Origin of the sequence: Pseudomonas sp. FSL R10-2964, from assembly GCF_009600035.1 — a bacterium.
GTDB lineage: Bacteria > Pseudomonadota > Gammaproteobacteria > Pseudomonadales > Pseudomonadaceae > Aquipseudomonas > Aquipseudomonas bubulae.
Map to the genome: position 1 here is coordinate 108,734 of NZ_WIWH01000004.1, position 24,342 is coordinate 133,075.

A 24,342-nucleotide genomic window follows, 5' to 3' on the forward strand; every position below is an offset into this window, starting at 1 on the left:
GTCGCCGCGCGGGAGCTTGCTCCCGCGTTGGCGTGTCTGGAGTACCGAAATTTTTACAGCATGCGACAAAGTCGAATGCTGGCGGTTTGGTCTGGATCTTTTCTGTTTTCCGGCCTGAAGTAACCGCTCCTGGCGGCCAATGCATTGGCTGTTAAACACAAACCTATATCGTTGAAAAGACGTGAGTCGGGTCTGATCCTTTTCGGGCTTGGCGGGTTTGGCGAGGCTCGGGAGGGTTTTGTCGAACGTCCTTGAGAGTGCAAAGAATTATGGCAAAGCGCGACTATTACGAAATTTTGGGTGTTGAACGCACCTCTACCGAGATAGAGCTGAAAAAGGCTTATCGTCGCCTGGCGATGAAGCATCACCCGGACCGTAATCCGGATGACAAGGCTTCGGAAGAATTGTTCAAAGAGGCCAACGAGGCTTACGAGGTTCTGTCGGACTCCAGCAAACGTGCTGCTTACGATCAATACGGTCATGCCGGTGTTGATCCACAAATGGGCGGCGGCGGTGCAGGTTTCGGCGGTCAGAACTTCTCCGATATTTTCGGTGATGTGTTCAGCGACTTCTTTGGCGGTGGTCGTGGCGGCTCCCGGGGTGGCGCTCAGCGCGGTAGCGATTTGCGCTACACGCTGGAGCTGGATCTGGAAGAAGCCGTACGCGGTACTACGGTCAATATCCGCGTTCCTACACTGGTCAATTGCAAACCATGTGACGGTTCGGGCGCCAAGAAAGGTTCTTCGCCTGTGACCTGTACCACCTGTGGCGGTATTGGTCAGGTGCGCATGCAGCAGGGTTTCTTCGCGGTTCAGCAGACTTGCCCGCGCTGCCACGGTCAAGGCAAGGTGATTTCTGATCCGTGCGAGAGCTGCCGTGGTGAAGGCCGCGTAGAAGAATACAAAACCCTTTCTGTGAAAGTGCCGGCTGGTGTTGATACCGGTGACCGCATTCGTCTGTCGGGCGAAGGCGAGGCGGGCGTGCAGGGTGGGCCTACGGGTGACCTGTATGTGGTGATCGATGTGCGCGAGCACGCGATTTTCCAGCGCGACGGCAAGCATCTGTTCTGTGAAGTACCAATCAACTTTGCCGACGCTGCGCTGGGTGCTGAAATTGAAGTGCCGACGCTGGATGGTCGGGTCAAGCTGAAAATCCCGGAAGGCACACAAAGCGGCAAGCAGTTCCGTTTGCGTGGCAAGGGTGTGGCCCCTGTACGGGGTGGCGGTGCTGGCGACTTGATGTGCCGTGTGGTGATCGAAACCCCGGTCAAGCTGAGCCGCCGCCAGCGTGAGCTGATGGAAGAGTTCCGCACCACGCTGGAAGGTGACAGCAGTCACTCGCCGAACGCCACTGGCTGGTTCGAAGGCGTAAAGCGTTTTTTCGGCGACCTGTAAGGAGCGGTAGATGCGACGTATAGCTGTGATGGGCGCTGCCGGGCGCATGGGCAAGACCTTGATCGATGCGGTGCAGCAGCGTTCGCCGCTGTGCGGGCTGACGGCGGCCATCGTGCGTCCTGGCAGCTCCCTGGTGGGGGCTGATGCCGGTGAGCTGGCTTCTATCGGGCGCATCGGCGTGCCGTTGTCCGAAAGCCTGCAAGCGGTCGCGGCTGATTTCGACGTGCTGATCGACTTCACCTTGCCTGAAGTGATGCTCGCCAACCTGGCGGTGTGTCGCAAATTGGGCAAGGCCATGGTCATTGGTACGACGGGGCTGAATGCCGAGCAGAAGCAGTTGCTGGTCGAGGCTGGCCAGGATATTGCGATTGTCTTTGCTTCCAACTTCAGTGTCGGCGTCAACCTGTCGTTCAAGTTGCTGGATATGGCGGCGCGGGTGATGGGTGAGGATGCCGATATCGAAATCATCGAAGCTCATCATCGGCACAAAGTCGACGCGCCTTCGGGTACCGCGATGCGCATGGGTGAGGTGATCGCCGATGCGTTGGGTCGTGACCTGCAAAAGGTTGCGGTCTATGGTCGTGAAGGCCATACCGGTGCCCGTGAGCGCGAAACCATCGGTTTTGCCACGGTGCGCGGCGGTGATGTGGTGGGTGATCACACGGTCTTGTTCGCCACTGAAGGCGAGCGCCTGGAAATTACCCACAAGGCATCCAGCCGCATGACCTTTGCCAAGGGTGCTGTTCGTGCTGCTCTCTGGCTGCAAGGGCGCGAGCCTGGCCTGTATGACATGCAGGATGTGCTCGACCTGCGCTGAGTAACCTCTGTAAAATCGGGCTGTTGGCGCGCCAGTAGCCCGATTTTTAACCGCTAAGCGATGTTCTGTCGCATTCCCCTGTCTTTTAGACTCTTTAGCGGTAGACCAAAAAAGCCTTTTTCTGTAAGCTACAGCTTTAGTGTGTCCACTAAAAGCGCGCAGATAATTCGATGAAGAAGCGGGGTGACGTGTCCATACGTCACTCCGCTTTTTTACAACCTGCGATCGCCCTTTCAGGCTTTATTTACGGGAGGTCTTCTTGACTAAGCAAGCCATACTCGCCCTCGCTGATGGCAGCATTTTTCGCGGCGAAGCCATTGGGGCCGACGGTCAAACCGTTGGTGAGGTGGTGTTTAACACCGCAATGACTGGCTACCAGGAGATCCTGACGGATCCTTCCTACGCTCAGCAAATCGTGACCCTGACTTACCCGCATGTTGGCAACACCGGTACTACCCCGGAAGACGCCGAGTCTGATCGTGTCTGGTCCGCAGGTCTGGTAATTCGTGATCTGCCGCTGGTTGCAAGCAACTGGCGCAACACCATGTCGCTGGCCGACTACCTGAAAACCAACAATGTTGTGGCTATCGCCGGTATCGACACTCGCCGCCTGACGCGCATCCTGCGTGAGAAAGGCGCGCAGAACGGTTGCATCATGGCGGGCGACAACATTTCTGAAGAAGCTGCCATCGCAGCGGCCCGCGGCTTCCCGGGCCTGAAGGGCATGGATCTGGCGAAAGTCGTCAGCACCGAAAAAGCCTACGAGTGGCGCTCCAGCGTCTGGAACCTGGCTACCGACAGTCACCCGACCATCGAAGCCAGCGAGCTGCCTTACCACGTGGTCGCTTATGACTACGGCGTAAAGTGGAACATCCTGCGCATGCTGGTTGAGCGCGGCTGCCGCGTGACCGTGGTTCCGGCACAGACTCCGGCCAGTGACGTTCTGGCACTCAACCCGGATGGCGTGTTCCTGTCCAACGGCCCGGGTGACCCTGAGCCTTGTGACTACGCGATCACAGCAATCAAGCAAGTGCTGACCACCGAGATTCCGGTTTTCGGTATCTGCCTGGGTCACCAGCTGCTGGCCCTGGCCTCCGGCGCCAAGACCGTGAAAATGGGTCATGGCCATCACGGTGCAAACCACCCGGTTCAGGATCTGGACACCGGTGTTGTAATGATCACCAGCCAGAACCACGGTTTTGCGGTAGACGAAGCGAGCTTGCCAGCCAATGTGCGCGCCATCCACAAGTCGCTGTTCGACGGCACCCTGCAAGGTATCGAGCTGACCGACAAAAGCGCTTTCAGCTTCCAGGGTCACCCTGAAGCAAGCCCTGGCCCGAACGACGTTGCACCGCTGTTCGATCGCTTCATCAATGAGATGGCCAAGCGCCGTTAATCAGCCTCCTTTTGCAGCGCCCTGTGGCGGCCCCGAATTTCGGTGGCCCCCAGGGGGCTTCAGGAACCTGATTGACAGCTTGCCGACTGACCTGCGGATTTGAGTGACAAACCCATGCCAAAACGTACAGACATAAAAAGCATCCTGATTCTCGGCGCTGGCCCGATTGTTATCGGCCAGGCGTGTGAATTCGACTACTCCGGCGCCCAGGCCTGCAAAGCCCTGCGCGAGGAGGGTTACCGCGTCATCCTGGTGAACTCCAACCCTGCCACTATCATGACCGACCCGGACATGGCTGACGCCACGTACATCGAGCCGATCAAGTGGCAGACCGTTGCCAAGATCATCGAAAAAGAGCGTCCGGATGCACTGCTGCCAACCATGGGCGGCCAGACAGCTCTGAACTGCGCGTTGGACCTGGAGCGCGAAGGCGTGCTCGAGAAGTTCGGCGTAGAAATGATCGGCGCCAACGCTGACACCATCGACAAAGCTGAAGACCGTTCGCGTTTCGACAAGGCCATGAAGTCCATCGGCCTGGATTGCCCGCGCTCCGGTATCGCCCACACCATGGAAGAGGCCAATGCGGTCCTCGAGCGACTGGGCTTCCCGTGCATCATTCGTCCGTCCTTCACCATGGGCGGCACCGGTGGCGGTATTGCTTACAACCGTGAAGAGTTCGAAGAGATCTGCACCCGTGGTCTGGACCTGTCGCCAACCAAAGAGCTGCTGATCGACGAATCCCTGATCGGCTGGAAAGAGTACGAGATGGAGGTTGTCCGCGACAAAAAAGACAACTGCATCATCGTTTGCTCGATCGAAAACTTCGACCCGATGGGCGTGCACACCGGTGACTCGATCACCGTTGCTCCGGCACAGACCCTGACGGACAAGGAATACCAGATCATGCGTAACGCCTCGTTGGCGGTACTGCGTGAGATCGGCGTTGAAACCGGCGGTTCCAACGTTCAGTTCGGTATCTGCCCGGACACCGGCCGTATGGTCGTGATCGAAATGAACCCGCGTGTATCGCGTTCGTCGGCGCTGGCATCGAAAGCCACCGGCTTCCCGATCGCTCGTATCGCTGCCAAATTGGCGATCGGTTACACCCTGGACGAGCTGCAAAACGAAATCACCGGCGGCGCTACGCCTGCGTCCTTCGAGCCGTCCATCGACTACGTTGTGACCAAGCTGCCGCGCTTCGCTTTCGAGAAGTTCGCCAAGGCTGACGCCCGTTTGACCACACAGATGAAATCTGTGGGCGAAGTCATGGCCATCGGCCGGACTTTCCAGGAATCCCTGCAAAAGGCCCTTCGCGGTCTGGAAGTAGGTGTCAGCGGTCTTGATCCAAAGCTGGACCTGAGCAACCCGGAAAGCATGGCCGTGCTCAAGCGCGAGCTGACCGTGCCGGGCGCCGAGCGTATCTGGTACGTGGCTGACGCGTTCCGCGCCGGTATGACTGTTGAAGATATCTTCGGCATGAACATGATTGACCCTTGGTTCCTGGTACAGATCGAAGATCTGATCAAGGACGAAGAAAAAATCAAAACCATGGCTCTGTCGTCGATCGATCGCGATGCCATGTACCGCTTCAAGCGCAAGGGCTTCTCCGACGCGCGTCTGGCCGTTCTGCTGGGTGTGACCGAGAAGAACCTGCGTCGCCACCGCCACAAGCTGGAAGTGTTCCCGGTCTACAAGCGCGTTGACACCTGCGCAGCCGAGTTCGCAACCGACACCGCCTACATGTACTCCACCTATGAGGAAGAGTGCGAAGCCAACCCTTCGGATCGTGACAAGATCATGATTCTGGGTGGTGGCCCGAACCGTATCGGCCAGGGTATCGAGTTTGACTATTGCTGCGTTCACGCCGCTCTGGCGCTGCGTGCCGACGGTTACGAGACCATCATGGTCAACTGCAACCCGGAAACCGTTTCCACCGACTACGACACCTCGGATCGTCTGTACTTCGAATCCGTAACCCTGGAAGACGTGCTGGAAATCGTGCGTGTCGAGAAGCCAAAAGGCGTGATTGTCCAGTACGGCGGCCAAACCCCGCTGAAACTGGCGCGTGCCCTGGAAGAAGCCGGCGTGCCGATCATCGGTACCAGCCCTGACGCGATCGACCGTGCAGAAGACCGTGAGCGCTTCCAGCAGATGGTTGAGCGCCTGAACCTGCGTCAGCCGCCTAACGCTACTGTGCGCAGCGAAGACGAAGCCATTCGTGCCGCTGGCAAGATCGGTTACCCGCTGGTTGTTCGTCCTTCCTACGTGTTGGGCGGCCGTGCGATGGAAATCGTTTACGAAGAAGACGAGCTCAAGCGCTACCTGCGTGACGCAGTGAAAGTGTCCAACGACAGCCCCGTGCTGCTGGACCACTTCCTCAACTGCGCCATCGAAATGGACGTGGATGCTGTCTGCGACGGTACTGATGTAGTGATCGGCGCAATCATGCAGCACATCGAACAGGCTGGCGTTCACTCCGGTGACTCCGCTTGCTCGCTGCCGCCGTACTCGCTGCCGCTGCACATCCAGGACGAGATGCGCGAGCAGGTCAAGAAAATGGCTCTGGAGTTGGGCGTTGTCGGCCTGATGAACGTGCAATTGGCTCTGCAGGGCGAAGATATCTACGTGATCGAAGTGAACCCGCGTGCATCGCGTACCGTTCCTTTCGTCTCCAAGTGCATCGGTATTTCCCTGGCGATGATCGCAGCTCGCGTAATGGCCGGTAAAACCCTGAAGGAAATCGGTTTCACCAAAGAAATCATTCCTAACTTCTACAGCGTGAAAGAGGCGGTCTTCCCGTTCGCCAAATTCCCGGGTGTTGACCCGATTCTCGGCCCTGAGATGAAGTCCACCGGTGAAGTGATGGGCGTGGGCGATACCTTCGGCGAAGCGTTTGCCAAGGCCCAGATGGGTGCAAGCGAAGTGCTGCCGACTGGCGGTACTGCTTTCATCAGCGTGCGCGACGACGACAAGCCGCTGGTGGCCGGCGTTGCCCGCGACCTGATCAACCTGGGCTTTGAAATCGTTTCGACCGTTGGCACTGCCAAGTTCATCGAAGCAGCAGGCTTGAAAGTACGTCGTGTGAACAAGGTGACCGAAGGTCGTCCGCACGTTGTCGACATGATCAAGAACGACGAAGTAACCTTGATCATCAACACTACCGAAGGACGTCAGTCGATTGCTGACTCCTATTCCATTCGCCGCAACGCGCTGCAGCACAAGATCTACTGCACCACGACTATTGCTGCTGGCGAAGCGATCTGTGAAGCGCTTAAATTCGGTCCTGAAAAAACCGTACGTCGCTTGCAGGATCTACACGCAGGATTAAAGGCATGATCAAGTACCCAATGACGGTCCAGGGCGCCAAAGCCCTGGAAGAAGAACACGCACATCTGACCAAGGTTGTTCGTCCCAAGCTGAGCCAGGATATCGGCACGGCGCGTGAGCTGGGCGACCTTAAAGAAAACGCTGAATACCATGCTGCCCGTGAGCAGCAGGGTATGGTTGAGGCGCGTATCCGTGACATCGAAGGCCGCATGCAGAACGCGGTGATCATCGATGTAACGACTATTCCTCACACCGGTAAAGTGATTTTCGGTACCACGGTCGAGATCGCCAACGTTGAAACTGACGAAAGCGTGACCTACCAGATCGTTGGTGAAGATGAGGCTGACTTCAAGCTCGGAAAGATCTCCGTTGGTTCGCCACTTGCCCGTGCCTTGATTGCCAAGGAAGAGGGTGATGTGGTGGCGGTGAAAACACCGGGCGGCGTCATTGAGTACGAAATTGTCAAAGTAAGTCACATCTAAGAAGAGCGCCCGCCGTGTGCGGGCGCACTTTTTTGGCGGTCGGCCCGGGTGTTCCGGGTTGGCGGCCTGTGGTTGTTGCACACAGAATTGTTTGCCGGTGCTGGCCGCAATGCGGTTGGCAGCGAAGCTGTTGAAGTGGCATGGAGCAAGTGGGGAAGTAGTGCGTTGGGCGTCTCTGGCTGCCTGATGCGTTGCGCGGGCAGTGCTTGCATGACTCTCGGGCTTTGGCCCTGGAAGAGTTTCAGGGCGCGCCAGGCGCACCCTTGACCCTTGTCTACATCACTTGAAACGGTGGATGTTCGACAGTTGCTTGTTTACATTGACGTTCTTGCGGTACAGAAGCGCCATTTTGCCGATAACCTGTACCAGTTCCGCTTTGCCGGCCTTGCACAGTTCTGCAATGGCCTCCAGGCGGGATTCGCGATCCAGAATGTTGACTTTGATTTTAATCAGCTCGTGATCGCCCAATGCGCGTTCGAGTTCGGCTAAAACACCTTCAGTCAAACCATTGTCAGCCACAGTCAAAACTGGTTTCAGATGGTGGCCAATGGATTTGTACTGTTTCTTCTGCTCTTGAGTGAGCGGCATAATCTGACCCCTGTGTCTGATCTTGTAAAAAGCGGCGGCCAGTTTACCCGAGCGAGTCCCAGACCGCCCAGTTAATCACGACCCGTTTAAAATTTTTGAGGTGGCCCGTGGCCCGTTCCAAGACTAGCCTTAACTGGCTGAAAGAACATTTCAACGACCCGTACGTCAAAATGGCGCAAAAAGACGGGTATCGCTCCCGTGCCAGCTACAAATTGCTGGAGATCCAGGAGCGCGACAAGCTGATTCGTCCCGGTATGACCGTTATCGACCTGGGTGCAGCCCCGGGTGGCTGGTCGCAGGTGACCAGTCGTCTGATCGGTGGTCAGGGGCGTTTGATTGCTTCCGACATCCTGGACATGGACAGCATCCCTGATGTGACCTTCATCAAGGGCGACTTTACCGAGGACGCCGTGCTTGCTCAGATCCTCGAGGCCGTCGGAAATACACAAGTAGACCTTGTGATTTCAGATATGGCCCCCAATATGAGTGGATTGGCAGCTGTCGACATGCCGCGGGCGATGTTTCTGTGCGAATTGGCACTGGATCTTGCCGGTCGCGTCCTGCGTCCAGGTGGTGATTTTCTGATTAAGGTTTTCCAGGGGGAAGGCTTCGATCAGTACCACAAGGACATTCGCAAGCTGTTTGACAAGGTACAGATGCGCAAGCCGTCCTCGTCGCGAGACAGGTCCCGCGAGCAGTATTTGCTGGGGCGCGGCTTCCGCGGTGTTGAAGGTTCGGCCAGTGATGAACGTCTGTAACAAGGGCGATAGATTTTTTTGAATCGCTTTACAGATCTGGCATAACGAATATTGTGTAGGCAAAGTTTCACAAAGGGTTACAGACGGAGCCTGCAAGGGTTGTAGGCAATGTAGTAAGTTATGCCGGTGAATATCATGCGAAGCACGCTTCAGTAGCGGGGCTTGTGCTTCAGAGGGTAGCTAATTGAACGATATGGCAAAGAATCTGATCCTGTGGTTGATCATCGCCGCTGTCCTGGTGACAGTGATGAACAACTTCTCCAGTCCAAACGAGCCACAAACCCTCAACTATTCCGACTTCATCCAGCAAGTTAAGGATGGCAAGGTCGAGCGCGTTGCCGTGGATGGCTACGTGATTACCGGCAAACGCAGCGATGGCGATACCTTCAAAACCATCCGTCCGGCGATTCAGGACAACGGTTTGATCGGCGACCTGGTGGATAACCACGTCACCGTTGAAGGCAAATTGCCTGAGCAACAAAGCATCTGGACCCAGTTGCTGGTTGCGAGCTTCCCGATCCTGGTGATTATTGCGGTCTTCATGTTCATGATGCGCCAGATGCAGGGCGGTGCCGGCGGTAAAGGCGGCCCGATGAGCTTTGGCAAGAGCAAGGCGCGGCTGCTGTCGGAAGACCAGGTCAAGACGACCCTGGCTGACGTGGCAGGTTGCGATGAAGCCAAGGAAGAAGTGGGCGAGCTGGTTGAGTTCCTGCGCGATCCGGGCAAGTTCCAGCGTCTGGGCGGGCGTATCCCTCGCGGCGTACTGATGGTGGGTCCGCCAGGTACGGGTAAAACCCTGATCGCCAAGGCGATTGCGGGTGAGGCCAAGGTACCGTTCTTCACTATTTCCGGTTCCGACTTTGTTGAAATGTTCGTGGGCGTTGGTGCAAGCCGTGTTCGTGACATGTTTGAGCAGGCCAAGAAGCACGCGCCTTGCATCATCTTTATCGATGAGATCGACGCTGTTGGCCGTCACCGTGGTAACGGTATGGGCGGCGGTCATGACGAGCGCGAGCAGACCCTTAACCAGTTGCTGGTTGAGATGGACGGCTTTGAGATGAATGACGGCATCATCGTGATTGCCGCCACCAACCGTCCTGACGTGCTTGACCCTGCGCTGCTGCGTCCAGGTCGCTTTGACCGTCAGGTGGTGGTTGGCTTGCCGGACATCCGTGGTCGCGAGCAGATTCTCAAAGTACACATGCGTAAAGTGCCAATGGGCGACGACGTCCAGCCGGCTGTTATTGCACGTGGTACCCCGGGCTTCTCGGGTGCCGACCTGGCCAACCTGGTCAACGAAGCTTCCCTGTTCGCGGCGCGTACCGGCAAGCGTGTTGTTGAAATGAAAGAGTTCGAGCTGGCCAAGGACAAGATCATGATGGGCGCCGAGCGCAAATCGATGGTCATGTCCGATAAAGAAAAGCGCAACACGGCCTATCACGAAGCGGGTCACGCTATCGTTGGTCGCGTAGTGCCTGAGCATGATCCGGTCTACAAGGTGTCGATCATTCCTCGTGGCCGCGCCCTGGGCGTGACCATGTTCCTGCCGGAAGAAGATCGCTACAGCTTGTCCAAGCGTGCGCTGATCAGCCAGATCTGCTCGCTGTATGGCGGCCGTATCGCTGAAGAGATGACCTTGGGCTTTGACGGTGTGACCACCGGCGCTTCCAACGACATCATGCGAGCCAGCCAGATTGCCCGCAACATGGTGACCAAGTGGGGCTTGTCCGAGAAGCTCGGCCCGCTGATGTATGCCGAAGACGAAGAGTCCTATCTGGGTCGTGGCGGTGGTCAGTCTGCAAACGTGTCGGGCGAGACAGCCAAGCTGATCGACTCGGAAGTGCGCAGCATCATTGATCAGTGCTACAACACGGCCAAGCAGATCCTGACCGAAAATCGCGACAAGCTGGATGCAATGGCTGACGCGTTGATGAAGTACGAAACGATCGATGCCGATCAGATCGACGACATCATGGCGGGTCGTCCGCCACGTGAGCCGCGTGACTGGGAAGATGGCAACTCGGGTACCCCGACTGCCCCTACGCTGGATAAAACCGAGCGCCCGGAAACACCTATCGGCGGCCCTGCTGCTGATCAATAAGGCTTGAAATGACTTCTGTTCAGTCCTCAACCCGGTTGCCTTGCGGCAACCGGGTTCTTGATTTGGCCCATACGCATGTTATGGGCATCCTCAATGTCACCCCTGATTCCTTTTCCGATGGCGGCCGCTTTGCTGCCCTGGATGCGGCTCTGCGCCATGCAGAGGCGATGGTGCAGGCGGGTGCAACCCTGATTGATGTTGGCGGTGAGTCAACGCGCCCCGGAGCTCCTGTGGTATTGCCGCAGGAAGAGCTCGACCGGGTTGCTCCTGTTGTCGAGCGAATTGCCCGGGAACTGGATGTGATTATTTCGGTCGATACATCCGCGCCAATCGTCATGACCGAGGTTGCGCGCCTGGGAGCAGGGTTGATCAATGATGTGCGCTCGCTGCGCCGTGAAGGGGCCTTGCTGGCCGCTGCGGCGACAGGCTTGCCGGTATGCCTGATGCATATGCTCGGTGAGCCTGGAGACATGCAGGACAACCCGCATTACGAAGACCTGGTGGGCGAGGTGTCGACGTTTCTCGCTGACAGCATGGCGCGTTGCGCTGCTGCTGGCATTGGGGCCGAACGCATCGTGCTCGATCCGGGCTTTGGTTTTGCCAAGACATTGCAGCACAATTTGAGCCTGTTCAAGCATATGGAGGCCTTGCATGCGCTGGGTCGGCCTTTGCTGGTGGGCGTGTCACGTAAAAGCATGGTCGGGCAGACACTGAACCGGCCAGTTGCAGGGCGTCTCTATGGCAGCCTGGCGCTTGCAGCATTGGCGATGACCAAGGGTGCGCGCATTCTGCGCGTCCATGATGTTGCCGAAACAGTTGATGTGGTACGGATGATCGCAGCGGTAGATTCCGCCGACTAAGAATGATGGAGCACTTATGACAAAGAAGTATTTTGGCACCGACGGTATTCGTGGTCGGGTCGGCGTTTATCCGATTACCCCTGACTTTATGCTCAAGTTGGGTTGGGCAGCGGGCATGGCGTTTCGCAGCAAGGGCGCTTGCCGGATCCTGGTAGGCAAGGACACCCGCATCTCGGGTTACATGTTTGAGTCGGCTCTTGAAGCGGGCTTGTCGGCTGCCGGGGCTGATGTGATGTTGCTGGGGCCTATGCCGACACCGGCCATTGCCTACCTGACACGTACCTTCCATGCGGAAGCGGGCATCGTGATCAGCGCTTCGCACAATCCCCACGACGATAATGGCATCAAGTTCTTTTCCGGCGAGGGCACCAAGCTGCCTGACGACGTTGAACTGATGATCGAAGAGTTGCTGGATGCGCCGATGACCGTTGTCGATTCCGACAAGCTCGGCAAGGTCTCGCGGATCAATGATGCGCCGGGCCGTTATATCGAATTCTGTAAAAGCAGCGTGCCAAGCAGCACCAAATTCAGCGGTATGAAGATTGTTCTCGATTGCGCCCACGGTGCTACCTACAAGGTTGCGCCAAGTGTTTTCAAGGAGCTGGGTGCTCAAGTCGTTGTTCTGTCGGCGCAGCCTGATGGCCTGAACATCAACGAAAACTGCGGTTCGACCCATATGGGTCAGTTGCAGGCTGCCGTGGTGGCTGAAGGTGCGGACCTGGGTATTGCTTTTGATGGCGACGGCGATCGCGTGTTGATGGTTGACCATACCGGTGCCGTGGTCGATGGCGATGAGCTGTTGTTTATCATTGCCCGTGACCTGCACGAGCGTGGCAAATTGCAGGGTGGCGTTGTCGGTACGCTGATGAGCAACCTTGGCCTTGAGCTGGCATTGGCTGATCTGGGTATCGAGTTCGTACGCGCCAATGTGGGCGACCGTTACGTTATCGCGGCCCTGCAAGAGCGTAACTGGCTGGTGGGTGGCGAGAACTCCGGGCATATCGTGTGCTTCCACCACACCACCACTGGCGATGCGATCATTGCTGCGCTGCAGGTGTTGTTGTCCTTGCGTCGTCGCGATGAAAGCCTGGCCCAGTCGCGTCAGGCGCTGCGCAAGTGTCCGCAAGTGTTACTGAATGTTCGTTTTGCCGGTGGCGTCGACCCTGTCGAGCACCCGGCGGTGAAGGAGGCGTGCGCGCGAGTGACGGCTGCCATGAATGGCCGTGGTCGTGTGTTGTTGCGCAAGTCCGGAACAGAGCCTTTGGTGCGCGTGATGGTCGAAGGCGATGACGAAAACATGGTTCGCGGCTACGCCGAAGAGCTGGCAAAACTGGTAAGTGAAGTTTGTGCCTGATTCGGCTTGCCAGCTTTGATTTGGTTGGGTAACATCTGCGCCCACTTTGACCGACGAGGTAAAGCATGCGTCGCACTATGGTAGCTGGTAACTGGAAGATGCACGGTACCCGCGCCAGCGTCGCTGAGCTGATCGACGGTCTGCGTGGTCTGGTCCTGCCAAACGATGTTGATGTTGCAGTTTTTCCGCCTCAGCTGTTTATTGATCGTGTTATCAATGGCTTGCAAGGCGCAGCGATTTCGGTCGGTGCTCAGGATGCTGCAGTGGAGTCGGGGCAGGGCGCGCTGACTGGCGAGATTTCCTCTAGTCAGTTGGCCGACGCAGGTTGCAAGCTGGTGCTTGTGGGGCACTCCGAACGCCGCCTGATACTGGGTGAGCAGGACGAGACACTCAATCGCAAGTTTGCAGCGGCCCAAGCCTCAGGCTTGACGCCAGTGTTGTGCATAGGGGAAACCCTGGAGCAGCGCGAAGCGGGGCAAACGCTGGAAGTGGTAGAGCGTCAGCTGAATGCCGTGATTGACGAGTTTGGCATTGATGCTTTTGTAAATGCCGTGATTGCATACGAGCCGGTCTGGGCCATTGGCACCGGGCTGACCGCATCACCACAGCAAGCGCAAGATGTGCATGCGGCCATTCGCGCACAGCTGGCGCAAAAGAATTCTGAAGTGGCACAAGGTGTGCGGCTTCTATACGGCGGCAGCGTGAAGGCGGCCAATGCGGTCGAACTGTTCAGCATGCCGGATATCGATGGGGGACTCATTGGCGGGGCTTCCCTGAATGCAGATGAGTTCGGTGCGATCATTCGTGCCGCAGGAAACTGAAAATGCTGGATAACGTCGTAACTGTGTTTCATCTGTTGACAGCATTGGGTGTAATTGCCTTGGTTTTGCTGCAACAGGGCAAGGGAGCGGATGCTGGAGCATCTTTCGGCGCAGGTGCATCAAATACTGTGTTCGGAAGCCAAGGTTCCTCTACCTTTCTTAGTAAGTTTACTGCTATACTTGCCGCAGGTTTTTTCATAACCAGCTTGGGGTTAGGTTACTTTGCTAAAGAGAAGGCTGAACAGCTGACTCAAGTAGGTTTGCCAAATCCAGCGGTGTTGGAAGTTCCAGTGCAAAAGCCGGCTTCAGATGATGTTCCGGTGCTTCAAGAGCAAAAGTCGGCAACTCCTGCGACTGACGTACCTCCAGCTCAAGAGCAAAAGTAAAACGGGTTTCATGATGTAAACGTTGTATTGCCGAGGTGGTGGAATTGGTAGACACGCAACCTTGAGGTGGTTGTGCCCATAGGGTGTAGGGGTTCGAGTCCCCTTCTCGGTACCAATTATCAAGAATGCCCGCAGTAGCGGGCTTTCTTGTATGTGGAAGGTTGGATTGACCCGTCACGGGATCAACCGTATACTTCCGCTCCAGCTTTGTCGCGGGATGGAGCAGTCTGGTAGCTCGTCGGGCTCATAACCCGAAGGTCGTCGGTTCAAATCCGGCTCCCGCAACCAGTTTCAGCGGAGCCCCTTTTCAGGGGCTTTTTGTTAGCTGGACACTTTATAGCGTCGGTATTCAACGACGTTTCAGAGATGGGCGCTTCGCCCATTTTTTCATTTTGCACAGCATGCACAAACATGCACTAGGGGGTTCAGGTGTCGAGCAAGCTAGAACAGTTGCAGGACTTGTTGGCCCCGGTGGTCGTGGCCCTTGGCTATGAATGCTGGGGTATTGAATTTTCGGCTCAAGGCCGCCATTCAATGTTGCGTGTGTATATCGACAAGGAAGGCGGCGTACTGGTGGATGACTGCGCTATCGTGAGTCGTCAGATCAGCGGCGTTCTGGATGTCGAAGATCCTATCGCTGTTGAATACACCCTTGAAGTTTCTTCTCCTGGCATGGAACGCCCGCTGTTCACCCTTGAACAGTTTGCCCAATTTGTCGGTGAGCAAGTGAAGATCAAGCTGCGCTCGCCTTTTGAAGGGCGACGCAACTTTCAGGGCCTTCTGCGCGGCGTAGAAGAGCAGGACATCGTGGTGCAGGTTGAAGACCATGAGTTCCTGTTGCCGATCGATATGATCGACAAGGCCAACATTATTCCCAGTTTTGACTGAGACGCGGATCCCGCGGATCCAATGGCTTGCGAAAGGCGAGGCGTACGATGAGCAAAGAAGTACTGCTGGTTGTTGAGTCGGTGTCCAATGAAAAGGGCGTACCGGCAAACGTTATTTTTGAAGCGCTGGAGCTGGCTCTGGCCACCGCTACTAAAAAGCGTTTTGAAGACGAAGTCGAACTGCGTGTGGAAATCAATCGCCACACCGGTAACTATGAGACTTTCCGTCGCTGGACTGTGGTCGAAGACGAAGATCTGGATGATCCAGCATACGAGTTGGCTGTAGACCAGGCCCAGGCGAAACAGCCAGGCGCGAAAGCCGGCGATATTATCGAAGAGAAAATCGATTCTATCGAATTCGGTCGAATTGCTGCACAGACGGCCAAACAGGTCATCGTGCAAAAAGTTCGCGAAGCCGAGCGTGCTCAAGTAGTCGATGCCTATCGTGAGCGTCTGGGCGAAATCATTTCCGGCACCGTTAAAAAGGTGACCCGCGACAATGTGATCGTTGACCTGGGTAACAACGCTGAAGCGTTGCTGGCCCGTGAAGACATCATTTCGCGTGAGACTTTCCGTGTTGGCGTACGCCTTCGCGCATTGCTCAAGGAAATCCGCACTGAAAACCGCGGTCCTCAGCTGATCCTGTCGCGTACAGCGCCAGAGATGCTGATCGAGTTGTTCCGCATTGAAGTGCCAGAAATCTCCGAAGGCCTGATCGAAGTGATGGCGGCCTCCCGCGATCCTGGATCACGCGCTAAAATAGCCGTTCGCTCGAAAGACAAACGCATTGATCCGCAAGGTGCCTGCATTGGTATGCGCGGTTCGCGTGTCCAGGCAGTGTCCGGCGAATTGGGCGGAGAGCGAGTGGATATCGTCCTTTGGGATGACAACCCGGCGCAGTTCGTGATCAACGCAATGTCGCCAGCAGAAGTGGCGGCTATTATCGTCGACGAAGATGCCCATGCAATGGACATCGCCGTTGGCGCAGACAATCTGGCCCAGGCGATTGGTCGCGGCGGTCAGAACGTACGTCTGGCCAGCCAGTTGACCGGCTGGACCCTGAACGTGATGACCGAATCGGACATCCAGGCCAAGCAGCAAGCAGAAACCGGCGATATCCTGCGCAACTTCATCGAAGAGCTGGAAGTTGATGAAGACCTGGCGCAGGTACTGGTTGATGAAGGCTTTACTAGCCTGGAAGAGATTGCCTACGTACCGGTGGAGGAAATGCTCAACATCGATGGCTTTGACGAAGATACCGTCAACGAGCTTCGCGCTCGCGCCAAGGATCGACTGTTGACTAAAGCCATCGCTACTGAGGAAAAGCTGGCAGACGCCCATCCGGCCGAAGACCTGCTCTCGCTTGAGGGTATGGACAAGGATTTGGCGATGGAACTGGCGGTGCGCGGCGTAATTACCCGCGAAGACCTGGCCGAGCAGTCTATTGACGACCTGCTCGACATCGACGGCATTGACGATGATCGTGCCGGCAAGTTGATCATGGCCGCCCGAGCCCATTGGTTCGAGTAATTAGGCGCGGCCTGAGGAGAGAAATGCATGACGCAAGTCACGGTGAAACAACTGGCCGATGAGGTCAAAACACCGGTTGAGCGCCTGTTGCAGCAGATGCGTGAGGCAGGTCTGCCGCACAACGCCGCCGAGCAGAATGTAACCGATAGTGAGAAGCAGGCTCTGCTGACTCACCTTAAAAGCAGCCACAAGGCTAAAGTGGAAGAACCGCGCAAGATCACTTTGCAGCGTAAAACCACCAGTACCCTGCGTGTAGCTGGCAGCAAAAGCATCAGCGTTGAAGTACGCAAGAAGAAAGTCTTCGTACAGCAAAGCCCGGAAGAAATCGAAGCCGAGCGCAAACGTGAGATGGATGAACGTCGTGCAGTAGAAAATGCCGCACGTCAAAAGGCTGAAGAAGAGTCCAAGCGTCGCGCCGAAGAAGAAGCGCGCCGCCAGCCTGCATCTGCTCCTGTTGCAGCACCGGCTCCGGCCGCTGCAGCGCCTGCACCTGTGCAAGCCGCAGCGCCAGCACCGGCTCCAGCCGCTGATGCACGCAAGCGTGACGAACAGCGTCGCCCGGACAAACCACGCGCAGACGATAACAATCGTCGCGGCAGTGGTGACGGCGATCGCAAAAACGCTCCGCATCGTGCCTCGGTTAAAGAAAAAGCACCGACTCCACGTGTTGCTCCGCGCACTTCCGACGAAGAAAGCGACAGCTTCCGTCGCGGTGGTCGTGGCAAGGGCAAGCTGAAGAAGCGCAACGCTCACGGTTTCCAGAGCCCAACCGGCCCTGTAGTTCGTGACGTGCAGATTGGCGAGACCATCACTGTCGGCGATTTGGCCGCACAGATGTCGGTCAAGGCTGCCGAAGTCATCAAGTTCATGTTCAAGCTGGGTACTCCAGCAACCATCAACCAGGTACTGGATCAGGAAACTGCCCAACTGGTTGCTGAAGAACTGGGCCACAAAGTGACTCTGGTCAGCGACAACGCCCTGGAAGATTCCCTGGCCGAGTCCCTGAAGTTCGAAGGCGAGTCGTTCTCCCGTGCACCGGTTGTGACCGTAATGGGCCACGTTGACCACGGTAAAACGTCCCTGCTCGACTACATCCGTCGTGCCAAGGTAGCGGCTGGCGAAGCCGGTGGTATTACCCAGCACATCGGTGCGTACCACGTTGAAACCGAACGCGGCATGGTCACGTTCCTCGATACCCCGGGTCACGCTGCGTTTACCGCAATGCGTGCTCGTGGTGCCAAGGCGACTGACATCGTGATTCTGGTTGTGGCTGCAGACGACGGCGTAATGCCGCAGACCATCGAAGCCGTTCAGCATGCGAAAGCCGCTGGCGTGCCTCTGGTTGTTGCAGTGAACAAGATCGACAAGCCAGGTGCTGACCTCGATCGCATTCGTAGCGAACTGTCCGTTCACGGCGTGACGTCGGAAGAGTGGGGTGGTGACACTCCGTTTGTTTCGGTCTCGGCGAAAATGGGTACCGGCGTTGACGAATTGCTCGAAGCCGTACTGCTGCAAGCTGAAGTTCTGGAACTCAAGGCAACTCCATCGGCTCCTGGCCGTGGCGTAGTGGTTGAGTCCCGTCTGGACAAAGGCCGCGGTCCTGTTGCTACCGTTCTGGTTCAAGACGGTACCCTGCGCCAAGGCGACATGGTACTGGTCGGCTCCAACTACGGCCGCATCCGCGCCATGCTCGACGAGAACGGCAAGCCTATCAAGGAAGCCGGTCCATCCATCCCTGTCGAGATTCTCGGCCTGGACGGTACGCCAGATGCTGGCGACGAGATGAGCGTAATGACCGACGAGAAGAAGGCACGTGAAGTTGCCCTGTTCCGTCAAGGCAAGTTCCGCGAAGTGAAACTGGCGCGTGCTCACGCAGGCAAGCTGGAAAACATCTTCGAGAACATGGGCCAGGAAGAGAAGAAGACGCTTAACATCGTCCTCAAATCTGACGTCCGTGGTTCGTTGGAAGCTCTGCAGGGCGCTCTGAGCGGCCTGGGTAACGACGAAGTGCAAGTGCGCGTAGTGGGCGGCGGTGTCGGTGGTATCACCGAGAGCGACGCTAACCTGGCACTGGCCTCCAACGCTGTACTGTTTGGCTTCAACGTGCGTGCCGATGCCGGCGCTCGCAAGATTGTCGAGCAGGAAGGCCTGGACATGCGTTACTACAACGTCATCTACGACATCATCGAAGACGTCAAGAAAGCCCTTACCGGCATGCTTGGCAGCGACGTTCGGGAGAACATCCTGGGTATCGCTGAAGTCCGTGACGTGTTCCGTTCGCCTAAGTTCGGCGCGGTTGCAGGTTGCATGGTGCTGGAAGGTGTTGTTCACCGTAACCGTCCAATCCGCGTACTGCGTGAAGACATCGTTATCTACGAAGGCGAGCTGGAATCCCTGCGTCGCTTCAAAGATGACATGTCCGAAGTGCGTGCCGGCATGGAATGCGGTATCGGCGTCAAGAGCTACAACGACGTTAAAGTCGGTGACAAGATCGAAGTGTTCGAGAAGGTCCAGGTTGCTCGCAGCCTCTAACTCGCGAGCCTCAAGAGCGAGGACGAGCCCGCGCATGCAAATGCGCAGCGCTCGGCCTGGACTCTAAACGCAACGCCCGGTCCGGCTTCTGTCGTGCCGGGCGTTTGCCGCTTTCAGACCGCATGGGTTTCCCATGGGTGAGTAACAGGTAACAAGACATGGCAAAAGAATATAGCCGTACCCAACGTATTGGCGATCAGATGCAGCGCGAGCTGGCACAGCTGATCCGTCGTGAAGTCAAAGACCCGCGCGTGGGCCTGGTCACCATTACTGCTGTTGAAGTCAGCCGTGACGTCGGTCACGCCAAGATCTTCATCACCGTGATGGGTCAGGACAGCGCTGAAGATATCGCCCAGAGCATCAAGGTGCTGAACTCGGCAGCGGGTTTCCTGCGCATGCAACTGGCGCGTGAAATGAAGCTGCGCAGCGTTCCGCAGTTGCACTTCCACTACGATGAAAGCGTGGTGCGTGGTGCTCATCTGTCCGCCTTGATCGAGCGTGCAGTGGCTGAAGACAATCAGCACCCTGAAACCACTGCTCCCGAAGACACCAAGGAGTAACCGGTGGCTCAGGTCAAGCGTATCCGTCGTAACGTCAGCGGCATCATCCTGCTGGACAAGCCACTTGGGTTTACTTCCAATGCGGCCCTGCAGAAAGTTCGCTGGCTGCTCAATGCCGAGAAGGCAGGGCACACCGGTAGCCTCGATCCATTGGCCAGCGGTGTATTGCCGCTGTGCTTTGGCGAAGCCACCAAGTTTTCGCAATACCTGCTCGATTCCGACAAGGGTTATGAAACCCTGATGCAATTGGGCAAGACCACGACCACGGCAGACGCTGAAGGCGAGGTTTTGCAGACTCGCCCGGTGACCGTTGGTCGCGCCGATATTGAAGCTGTTTTACCCAATTTTCGTGGGCAAATCAGCCAGATACCGCCGATGTACTCTGCGCTCAAGCGTGACGGACAGCCGCTTTACAAGCTGGCCCGTGCAGGCGAAGTGGTGGAGCGTGAACCGCGTTCTGTTACTATTACCCGCCTCGAATTACTGGCCAGCGAAGGCGACACTGCGCGCCTGGCCGTCGACTGCACCAAAGGCACCTATATCCGTACCCTTGTGGAAGATATCGGTGAGCAATTGGGGTGCGGGGCATACGTTGCAGAACTGCGTCGTACCCACGCCGGACCTTTCAGCCTGGCCCAGACGGTTACCCTGGAAGAGCTGGAGGCGGTGCATGCCGAAGGCGGCAATGAAGCGGTTGATCGCTTCCTGATGCCATCGGACAGCGGTTTGCTCGACTGGCCATTGCTGCACTTCTCGGAAGCCAGCTCGTTTTATTGGCTCAATGGCCAACCGGTGCGTGCTCCGGATGCTCCGAAGTTCGGTATGGTGCGGGTACAGGATCACAACGGTCGCTTTATCGGTATCGGTGAAGTGAGCGAAGACGGGCGTATTGCGCCGCGTCGACTGATTCGGTCGGAATGACCGGAACCAGGCTGCATCGGGTGTAGTATTACCGGCGCAGACTGGAATGAGGGTGGCTGTTATTAGGCACGGTCACATCTCACATTTAAATACGAGGATTTGTCCTCGGCCTATTGGATCTGTCTTGTTCGCAAGCAGGCCCTAATTGAAAGGAAAGCCAAATGGCACTTACAGTTGAACACAAAGCAGAAATCGTAAAAGACTACCAGCAAGCTCCAGGTGATACAGGTTCTCCAGAAGTGCAGGTTGCACTGCTGACCTTTAACATCAACACGCTGCAAGGTCACTTCAAAGCTAACAGCAAAGATCACCACTCCCGTCGTGGTCTGATCCGCATGGTAAACCAGCGTCGCAAGCTGCTGGACTACCTGAAAGGCAAGAACGTTGAGCGTTACAAAGCGCTGATCGCTCGCCTGGGTCTGCGTCGCTAATAGCGATGTTGCTAGAGGCTGGTTGTCTGTCGTGTGTCTGCGGGTTTCCCGCAGTCTCATGGCAGGCTTCCAGCCTCAAGTTTTATCTGGACTACCCGGATTCTTACGAAAGCTTGCCTATAGGGCTGTTTTCGTAAGCATCTTGAGTCGGGCCAACACCCGATGTTGCATATGACTTTCGCAAGAAACCCGTTCCCCAAGAGCCACAAAGAAGGTAGGACACCGTGAACCCGGTTATCAAAAAATTTCAGTTCGGTCAGTCGACCGTTACTCTCGAGACTGGCCGTATCGCCCGTCAGGCTTCCGGCGCAGTATTGGTCACCGTTGACGACGACGTCAGCGTGTTGGTGACTGTGGTCGGTTCCAAGCAAGCGGATCCAGGCAAGGGTTTCTTCCCTCTGTCGGTTCACTACCAGGAAAAAACCTACGCCGCGGGTAAAATCCCAGGCGGTTTCTTCAAGCGTGAAGGTCGCCCTTCCGAGAAAGAAACCCTGACGTCGCGTCTGATCGACCGTCCGATCCGTCCGCTGTTCCCAGAAGGTTTCATGAACGAAGTGCAGGTTGTCTGCACCGTTCTGTCCACCAGCAAGAAAACCGATCCGGACGTCGCTGCGATGATCGGTACTTCGGCTGCCCTGGCCATTTCCGGCATCCCTTTTGATGGTCCGATCGGCGCTGCCCGCGTTGCTTACCACGAAAGCACCGGTTACCTGCTGAACCCGACTTACGAGCAACTGGCCGCTTCGAGCCTGGACATGGTTGTTGCCGGTACTTCGGAAGCCGTATTGATGGTTGAATCGGAAGCCAAAGAGCTGACCGAAGACCAGATGCTGGGCGCCGTATTGTTCGCCCACGACGAATTCCAGGTGGTTATCCAGGCTGTCAAAGAGCTGGCTGCCGAAGCTGCCAAGCCAACTTGGGACTGGGCTGCTGCCCCGGAAGCGACCGCACTGCTGGGCGCTATTCGTGCCGAGTTCGGCGAAGCGATCTCCCAGGCTTACACCATCACCGTCAAGGCAGACCGTTACGCGCGTCTGGGCGAGTTGAAGGATCAGGTTGTTGCCAAGCTGTCCGGTGAAGAAGGCCAGCCTTCTGCCAGCGAAGTTAAAGCTGCATTCGGTGAAATCGAATACCGCACCGTTCGCGAAAACATCGTTAACGGCAAGCCGCGTATCGATGGTCGTGACACCAAGACTGTTCGCCCTCTGAACATCGAAGTTGGCGTTCTGCCGAAGACCCACGGTTCGGCCCTGTTCACCCGTGGTGAAACTCAGGCGCTGGTTGTTGCAACTCTGGGTACTGCCCGTGACGCGCAACTGCTGGACACCCTGGAAGGCGAGAAAAAAGACCCGTTCATGCTGCACTACAACTTCCCTCCGTTCTCGGTAGGTGAGTGTGGTCGCATGGGTGGCGCTGGTCGTCGCGAAATCGGTCACGGCCGTCTGGCCCGTCGTTCGGTTCAAGCCATGCTGCCTGCTGCCGACGTGTTCCCGTACACCATCCGTGTTGTATCGGAAATCACTGAATCCAACGGTTCCAGCTCGATGGCATCGGTTTGCGGTGCTTCCCTGGCACTGATGGATGCCGGTGTGCCGATGAAGGCGCCGGTTGCCGGTATCGCCATGGGTCTGGTTAAAGAAGGCGAGAAGTTCGCTGTTCTGACCGACATCCTGGGTGACGAAGACCACCTGGGCGACATGGACTTCAAGGTAGCCGGTACCGCCAAGGGTGTTACCGCGCTGCAGATGGACATCAAGATCAAGGGCATCACCGAAGAAATCATGGAGATCGCTCTGGGCCAGGCCCTGGACGCTCGCCTGAACATCTTGGGCCAGATGAACCAGATCATTGCCGTATCGCGCAACGAGCTGTCGGCCAACGCTCCGACCATGATCGCGATGAAAATCGACACCGACAAAATCCGTGACGTTATCGGTAAAGGCGGCGCGACGATCCGTGCAATCTGTGAAGAAACCAAGGCTTCGATCGATATCGAAGACGACGGTTCGATCAAGATCTTCGGCGAGTCCAAGGAAGCAGCAGAAGCCGCGCGTCAGCGCGTTCTGGGCATCACCGCTGAAGCCGAGATCGGCAAGATCTACGTGGGCAAGGTTGAGCGTATCGTCGACTTCGGCGCATTCGTAAACATCCTGCCGGGCAAAGACGGCCTGGTTCACATCTCCATGCTGAGCGATGCTCGCGTTGAGAAAGTGACTGACATTCTGAAAGAAGGTCAGGAAGTGGAAGTACTGGTACTGGACGTGGACAACCGCGGCCGTATCAAGCTGTCCATCAAGGACGTCGCTGCTGCCAAGGCTTCGGAAGCTTAATCGCTCTCGACACCTGCTTTGAAAAAGGACCCTTCGGGGTCCTTTTTTTATGCCTGGAGCAAAGTCAGCACCATAGGGCCATAGGCCACGAGTCGAAAGCCGCAACTTGCATGCAGAATTAACCGGCGCCATGCATTTTGCACGACGGGGCAATTTTGGCTATTTTGTAAGTTGTTGATTTATATAGGTTTATTTGTTTTTAAAAGTTGGCACGCGGCCTGCAATAGTACTGATAACCCTGCTGCTGCAAGACGGCGCAGATTCTAAAGAAGACAGGAGTTACTCGTATGAAGAAGTTCGCTATCGCTGCCGCAACTGCCACCGCTCTGACCCTGACTATGGCCAATGCTGCATTTGCTGCCCAGGCGACCACCCAGGCACCCATGGTGGTGGCTGCAGGCGAAGTAACCAAAGCCAAGGAAGCTACTTCTGATACCTGGATCACTACCAAAGTAAAAGCTGACCTGGTCACTGAAAAAGGCATTCCGGGCACGGACATCAAGGTAGAAACCAACAAAGGCGTTGTTTCCCTGTCCTCGATGGTACCGGTGACTGAAGCGCAAAAAGAGATTGCTGTTGCGATCACCAAAAAGATCAAAGGCGTTAAAGCTGTATCGGCTGATGGCCTGAAAGCGGAATAAAGCACCCTTTCTCGTAGAACCGGGGGAACAAGGTTCTGGCAGGTGATTGAAGCAGTACGCCTGCAGGCATTGTTTAAAAGGTTCATGCGACGGCCACACGGATGTGGCCATTACAGCCCCCGGCGCTTGCGTCGGGGGCTGTTCTATTTGGGATTGGGTCTATTTGGGATTGGGGCTACGAAAATCCGCGTAGCAGCTGCCGAACGCAGCCTCGTGCCTTCGGCAG

General features: G+C 56.6%; 20 protein-coding genes and 2 tRNA genes. 21 read left to right on the plus strand and 1 reads right to left on the minus strand.

Features of this window, described 5'->3' with window-relative positions:
• Window positions 1-269 precede the first annotated feature (269 nt).
• The 5 genes from dnaJ (at window position 270) to greA (ending at window position 7,416) form a co-directional block, all read left to right on the plus strand.
• Window positions 270-1,394, plus strand: coding sequence for a molecular chaperone DnaJ (gene dnaJ / locus GHN92_RS03600; RefSeq protein WP_095002547.1), 1,125 nt, complete (start codon window positions 270-272; stop codon window positions 1,392-1,394).
• 10 nt (window positions 1,395-1,404) lie between these two features.
• Window positions 1,405-2,211, plus strand: coding sequence for a 4-hydroxy-tetrahydrodipicolinate reductase (dapB, locus tag GHN92_RS03605; RefSeq protein ID WP_095002548.1), 807 nt, complete (start codon window positions 1,405-1,407; stop codon window positions 2,209-2,211).
• Window positions 2,212-2,470: 259 nt separating this feature from the next.
• Entirely contained in the window at window positions 2,471-3,607 is a 1,137-nt protein-coding gene (gene carA / locus GHN92_RS03610) for a glutamine-hydrolyzing carbamoyl-phosphate synthase small subunit (RefSeq protein ID WP_016783446.1), read from the plus strand.
• Between the two features lie 114 nt (window positions 3,608-3,721).
• Window positions 3,722-6,943, plus strand: coding sequence for a carbamoyl-phosphate synthase large subunit (carB, locus tag GHN92_RS03615; RefSeq protein WP_153379402.1), 3,222 nt, complete (start codon window positions 3,722-3,724; stop codon window positions 6,941-6,943).
• On the plus strand, window positions 6,940-7,416 hold the full coding sequence (gene greA / locus GHN92_RS03620; protein WP_016783444.1) for a transcription elongation factor GreA: 477 nt from the start codon (window positions 6,940-6,942) through the stop codon (window positions 7,414-7,416). Before carB ends, greA begins: the two co-directional genes overlap by 4 nt.
• A gap of 279 nt (window positions 7,417-7,695) precedes the next feature.
• On the opposite strand, the gene yhbY is transcribed toward greA, so the two are convergent.
• Window positions 7,696-8,004 carry a ribosome assembly RNA-binding protein YhbY gene (gene yhbY / locus GHN92_RS03625; RefSeq protein WP_003439595.1) on the minus strand — a complete coding sequence of 103 codons (309 nt, stop codon included), beginning with the start codon at window positions 8,002-8,004 and terminating at the stop codon, window positions 7,696-7,698.
• Between the two features lie 107 nt (window positions 8,005-8,111).
• Between yhbY and rlmE the strand changes: the two genes are divergently transcribed.
• The 16 genes from rlmE (at window position 8,112) to GHN92_RS03705 (ending at window position 24,116) form a co-directional block, all read left to right on the plus strand.
• Window positions 8,112-8,762 carry a 23S rRNA (uridine(2552)-2'-O)-methyltransferase RlmE gene (rlmE, locus tag GHN92_RS03630; protein WP_016783443.1) on the plus strand — a complete coding sequence of 217 codons (651 nt, stop codon included), beginning with the start codon at window positions 8,112-8,114 and terminating at the stop codon, window positions 8,760-8,762.
• Between the two features lie 193 nt (window positions 8,763-8,955).
• Window positions 8,956-10,863 carry an ATP-dependent zinc metalloprotease FtsH gene (gene ftsH / locus GHN92_RS03635; protein ID WP_016783442.1) on the plus strand — a complete coding sequence of 636 codons (1,908 nt, stop codon included), beginning with the start codon at window positions 8,956-8,958 and terminating at the stop codon, window positions 10,861-10,863.
• Window positions 10,864-10,871: 8 nt separating this feature from the next.
• A complete protein-coding gene (folP, locus tag GHN92_RS03640) occupies window positions 10,872-11,723 on the plus strand; it encodes a dihydropteroate synthase (protein ID WP_153379404.1) in 852 nt (283 codons plus the stop codon).
• A 16-nt stretch (window positions 11,724-11,739) separates the two neighbouring features.
• Window positions 11,740-13,077 (plus strand): phosphoglucosamine mutase, encoded by a 1,338-nt coding sequence (glmM, locus tag GHN92_RS03645; protein ID WP_095025609.1) that lies wholly within the window; start codon window positions 11,740-11,742, stop codon window positions 13,075-13,077.
• 65 nt (window positions 13,078-13,142) lie between these two features.
• Window positions 13,143-13,898, plus strand: a complete 756-nt coding sequence (gene tpiA / locus GHN92_RS03650; RefSeq protein ID WP_095002552.1) for a triose-phosphate isomerase — start codon at window positions 13,143-13,145, stop codon at window positions 13,896-13,898.
• A 2-nt stretch (window positions 13,899-13,900) separates the two neighbouring features.
• A complete protein-coding gene (gene secG / locus GHN92_RS03655; protein ID WP_003439612.1) occupies window positions 13,901-14,284 on the plus strand; it encodes a preprotein translocase subunit SecG in 384 nt (127 codons plus the stop codon).
• Window positions 14,285-14,313: 29 nt separating this feature from the next.
• Window positions 14,314-14,399, plus strand: a tRNA-Leu gene (locus GHN92_RS03660).
• Window positions 14,400-14,495: 96 nt separating this feature from the next.
• Window positions 14,496-14,572: transfer RNA gene (locus GHN92_RS03665), tRNA-Met, on the plus strand.
• A 141-nt stretch (window positions 14,573-14,713) separates the two neighbouring features.
• The gene (rimP, locus tag GHN92_RS03670; protein WP_016783438.1) at window positions 14,714-15,172 is read left to right on the plus strand and encodes a ribosome maturation factor RimP; all 459 of its coding nucleotides are present in this window, start codon (window positions 14,714-14,716) and stop codon (window positions 15,170-15,172) included.
• Between the two features lie 47 nt (window positions 15,173-15,219).
• The gene (gene nusA, locus GHN92_RS03675) at window positions 15,220-16,701 is read left to right on the plus strand and encodes a transcription termination factor NusA (protein WP_016783437.1); all 1,482 of its coding nucleotides are present in this window, start codon (window positions 15,220-15,222) and stop codon (window positions 16,699-16,701) included.
• A 27-nt stretch (window positions 16,702-16,728) separates the two neighbouring features.
• On the plus strand, window positions 16,729-19,233 hold the full coding sequence (gene infB / locus GHN92_RS03680; protein ID WP_095002554.1) for a translation initiation factor IF-2: 2,505 nt from the start codon (window positions 16,729-16,731) through the stop codon (window positions 19,231-19,233).
• Window positions 19,234-19,391: 158 nt separating this feature from the next.
• Complete coding sequence (gene rbfA / locus GHN92_RS03685; RefSeq protein WP_016783435.1) at window positions 19,392-19,793, plus strand: 30S ribosome-binding factor RbfA; 402 nt, start codon at window positions 19,392-19,394, stop codon at window positions 19,791-19,793.
• A gap of 3 nt (window positions 19,794-19,796) precedes the next feature.
• On the plus strand, window positions 19,797-20,714 hold the full coding sequence (gene truB / locus GHN92_RS03690) for a tRNA pseudouridine(55) synthase TruB (protein WP_095018769.1): 918 nt from the start codon (window positions 19,797-19,799) through the stop codon (window positions 20,712-20,714).
• Window positions 20,715-20,875: 161 nt separating this feature from the next.
• Window positions 20,876-21,145 (plus strand): 30S ribosomal protein S15, encoded by a 270-nt coding sequence (gene rpsO / locus GHN92_RS03695; RefSeq protein ID WP_016783433.1) that lies wholly within the window; start codon window positions 20,876-20,878, stop codon window positions 21,143-21,145.
• Between the two features lie 224 nt (window positions 21,146-21,369).
• Complete coding sequence (gene pnp, locus GHN92_RS03700; protein ID WP_095002556.1) at window positions 21,370-23,475, plus strand: polyribonucleotide nucleotidyltransferase; 2,106 nt, start codon at window positions 21,370-21,372, stop codon at window positions 23,473-23,475.
• A gap of 287 nt (window positions 23,476-23,762) precedes the next feature.
• Entirely contained in the window at window positions 23,763-24,116 is a 354-nt protein-coding gene (locus GHN92_RS03705; RefSeq protein ID WP_095002557.1) for a BON domain-containing protein, read from the plus strand.
• Window positions 24,117-24,342: the final 226 nt, after the last annotated feature.